The organism is Sinomonas sp. (assembly GCF_036848755.1).
Lineage (GTDB): Bacteria > Actinomycetota > Actinomycetes > Actinomycetales > Micrococcaceae > Sinomonas.
The window spans coordinates 1-3,392 of sequence record NZ_DAIUJO010000203.1 but is presented as its reverse complement, the minus strand read 5'-3'; the positions used below and the strand labels follow the sequence as shown (position 1 = coordinate 3,392).

General features: G+C 68.1%; 2 protein-coding genes, 1 tRNA gene and 1 pseudogene. All 4 read left to right on the top strand.

Annotated elements, in window-relative coordinates:
* Positions 1-487, top strand: a pseudogene (locus V7053_RS18400) (ATP-dependent chaperone ClpB); the annotation flags it as partial.
* A gap of 742 nt (positions 488-1,229) precedes the next feature.
* A complete protein-coding gene (locus V7053_RS18395; protein WP_334173702.1) occupies positions 1,230-1,661 on the top strand; it encodes an Hsp20/alpha crystallin family protein in 432 nt (143 codons plus the stop codon).
* Between the two features lie 44 nt (positions 1,662-1,705).
* Positions 1,706-1,782: transfer RNA gene (locus tag V7053_RS18390), tRNA-Gln, on the top strand.
* A gap of 71 nt (positions 1,783-1,853) precedes the next feature.
* Complete coding sequence (locus tag V7053_RS18385; RefSeq protein WP_334173701.1) at positions 1,854-2,966, top strand: S1C family serine protease; 1,113 nt, start codon at positions 1,854-1,856, stop codon at positions 2,964-2,966.
* Positions 2,967-3,392: the final 426 nt, after the last annotated feature.

Here is a 3,392-nt window from a genome sequence, read left to right as displayed (position 1 = left end):
CCTCGTGCTGACCTCGAACCTCGGCAGCCAGTTCCTCGTCGATCCCGATCTGAGCCAGGAGACGAAGCGGGATGCGGTCATGGGCGTGGTGAACTCGTCCTTCAAGCCGGAGTTCCTGAACCGGCTGGACGAGATCATCGTCTTCGATCCGCTCTCGGCGGAGGAGCTCTCCCGGATCGTGCAGCTCCAGGTGGACGCCCTCCAGCGGCGGCTCCACGCGCGGCGCCTCACGCTCGATGTCACCGATGGCGCATGCGCGTGGCTTGCGATGTCCGGCTACGATCCCGCGTACGGTGCTCGGCCTCTCCGCCGCCTCGTGCAGCGGGAGATCGGCGATCGGCTCGCCAGGGCGCTTCTCTCGGGCGAGATCTCCGAGGGTGACACGGTGCTGGTGGACGTCGCAGACGTCTCCGTCGTGCAGGACCTCAACGGCGCCACGAGCGGACTGAGCCTTACCAGGAAGACTCCAGCGTCGCAGGAGGCATAGACCCAGTTCACGCCCCTCCCATTCCTGAACCAGTGCCCGAAAGCTGGATTCGGAAATTCCGTTCCATCTCCCGGGGGAGCCGGTCATGCCATACGGGCACCTCAGATGCTGCTATGGCACAGGTCATACCTGCTGAGCCGAGCTGTTCCTGGCCCGATGCGCGTGCAACGGCGATGGTGGGGGCGTGGATGTGCCCTGACGAGCGGGCGGGATGATGCGGCAGGGTCATCACGGCGGCGGGCTCCTCCCGGAGGGGCATAGGGTTCGGCCGCGGCAGTTCTATCCCAAGGCCTGTACCCGCCAAGGTGATTTCGAGTTACAGACGCCGGATGACCCGGTCAGGAGACGATGGTCTCCTCGCCGTCGAAGAGGGCGGTCCCCTTCGTCCCGGGACTTCTCCTCCGGGCCGTCCTGGAAGCCGGGCGAAGGATCCTCCGATTGGGATGACGAGCGGTGCGGACGCGGTCCTCGTTGACTATCGGCATTCCTGCGCCCTCGGCAGCGGCCGCGTCCGTTGTCCGCCCACAGGGCAGCATCGCGCCGCTCGTCCCGCTCAAGGGATCGGCTGCGTCCAAGGGGGAACGTCAGGACCGCGGGGTCAGCGGCCGCGGTGGTCGCGCTCGGTCCGGGCTTGCATGCTCTTGTGTCCGATGCAATACAATACCTGTGTCTGCTAGAGCAGGTCTAGTGAGCAGGCAGCAGCTATGTATTGCAGCGAATCTTCGATCAGGAGGTTGCAGTGATGCTGATGCGAACCGATCCCTTCCGCGAGCTGGACGCGCTGACCCGGCTGACGCGCCAGCTTGCCGGCAGCACCGCGCGCGGGACGGCGATGCCCATTGAGGCATGGCGGAAGGACGGCGAATTCGTGGTGGAGTTCGACCTTCCCGGGGTCGACCCGGAGACGATTGACGTCGGAGTCGAGCGGAATGTCCTCACTGTGCGCGCCGAGCGGCACACGCACCGCCCGGACGAGGCGGAGCTCGTCGCCGACGAACGCGCCGAGGGCGTCTTCAGCCGCGAGCTGATCCTCGGCGACGCCCTGGACACCGGCAAGATCGAGGCGAACTACGAGGACGGCGTCCTGACCCTGCGCGTGCCGGTTGCCGAGGAGGCCAAGCCGCGCAAGGTTGCCGTCCAGGCAGCCGGGGCGAAGAAGCAGATCAACACCTGACCGCCCTCTACAGGGGGCGGGGCCTTCCCTGTCCCCTGGGCCTTTGCCCTGTGGGGGAACTGGCAGACCCGCCCGGTTCTGGCCCGGGAGCATCCAGGTTCGAGTCCTGGCAGGGCAGCCAAGCGATGACCCCAATGCCCGGCCCGACGGCATTGGATTGTCCGAAACTCTGTTGCGTTGAGAGGAGGGATCATGGGCCCCGCCTTCGAACCAATGCGGAGGCGAGCGTGTGCAGCTGCGGCCCTGGCCTTGGCATCCTCGGCTGCCCTGGCCGGGTGCACCTCCCCCAACGGCACCCCCGCTGGGCCCCCGCCCTCCGCGACGCCCTCGGCCACCGCGACGGGTGGGCCGTCCTCCACTGCCGCAGGCCCGTCCAACGCCGGGACTGGGCTCGCCGCAGTCCCATCCGTGGTGAAGGAGGTCGAGCCGTCCGTCGTCACCGTCCAGACGCCGATCGGGCTAGGCAGCGGCGTCGTCTACCGCAGCGACGGCGCCCTCGTCACCGCCGCGCACGTGATCGAAGACCAGCAGAGACACCCCTACAAGACGGTTCAGGTCCAGTTCGCCGACGGCTCTCAGGCGCAGGCGAACGTCGCCGGGGTGGACGACGTCACCGACGTCGCGGTGCTCAGAGTGAACCGCACCGGCCTCCCGGCCCCGAAGTACGCCACCGCCTCCCCGGAGGTCGGCTCCCTGACGGTCGTCATCGGCAGCCCACTGGGCCTGGACGAGACGGTCACCGCGGGCATCGTCTCCGCCCTGCACCGCAACATGCCACCCTCCTCGGAAGCGCCGCAAGGCGGCATCGACCTGCTCCAGACCGACGCTCCCATCTCGCCCGGGAACTCCGGCGGTGCCGTGGCCGACGCCAGCGGGGAGATCATCGGGCTCTCCGAGGCGTACCTCCCGCCCACTTCCGGTGCCGTCGCCATCGGCTTCGTCACCCCCGCCAGTACGGTGGCCTCTGTCGCCGACCAGCTCCTGTCGAACGGCAAGGTCAAGCACGCCGCCCTGGGCATCGTCCCCGCAGACATCACCGCCCAGACCGCCCAGCGGTTCGGGCTGCCCACCACCGCAGGCGCCCTCGTCATCGACGTCAGCCCCCAGGGCCCGGCAGAGAAGGGCGGCATGAAACCAGGGGACATCATCACCGACTTCGCCGGGACCAAGGTCAACGACGTCACCGACCTCCTCGCAGCCCTGCGCAAACAGGACCCCGGACAGACAGTGACCATCACCGTGCGCCGCGGCGGCACGACCCAGGACCTCAAGATCACCCTCGGCGACCTCTCCCAACAGCACTGAACCGAGACCGCACGCCCACCTCGGTCTTGGTCCCGTTGCCTCATGACGTTCTGCCCCCAGTCGCCCATGATCACGGCGGGCATGATTTCACCGGGACCCGTCCCGACGGTCGCGGGTCGATTAGAGGCACGACCTGAGCAGTTCCAAGGGCCGAGCGTGTGCCCTTTCCGACCAGGAGAGCAGGTCACCGAGCGGAAGCAGGCCAGCTCCAGTGAACGATCCCCTGCCAAGGAGATCTCCGCCCTCCTCCTCCACCGGCACCGCCCGCCCCCAGCCCCCCACTGCCCCCAGCGATGAGCGAAGGCCGGGCCCGGGACACTGGGATTACCAATGAAGATGGGGTTGCGGCTCCGGCCGGGTCTGGCTTGCTGAATAACTGACGCCCTTTCGGGGTGCTGTCCTGACACCAACTGGTCGGCCCGGCCT